The 265-nt window shown below is 69.1% G+C and carries 1 protein-coding gene; it reads left to right on the top strand.

Translation table 11 applies throughout. From position 1 onward, the window contains the following. Positions 1 to 265: glycerol-3-phosphate acyltransferase (locus KVT38_RS33790; protein WP_217598088.1), on the top strand; the 265-nt coding region annotated here is incomplete at both ends.

The following is a 265-nucleotide window of genomic DNA, read 5'->3' as shown; positions in this document are numbered from 1 at the left end:
CGCTTCCTTGCTGCCCGTGCTCGGGCATGCCTTCTCCCCATTCCTGCGGGGAAGAGGCGGCATAGCGATCGCGACCACATTCGGCGTCTGGTGCGCGCTCTCGTTCGTGGGCGCGCTCGCCTATGCGGTCATCCTCGCCATCCTGCTCTTGGGCGGCCGTCTGTCGCGCGGCACAAAGAAGGAGTCCGCCGAAGCGGACGCCCTCCAGGGCGTGCTGGGAATGCTGCTGCTGTTCGTCTACGCGCTCGCCCGGGCGGTCCCGGCG

The organism is Cohnella sp. GbtcB17, from assembly GCF_019091135.1.
Lineage (GTDB): Bacteria > Bacillota > Bacilli > Paenibacillales > Paenibacillaceae > Cohnella.
Note: the sequence above shows the minus strand (reverse complement) of the source record. Positions and strands in the feature narration are given on the sequence as shown.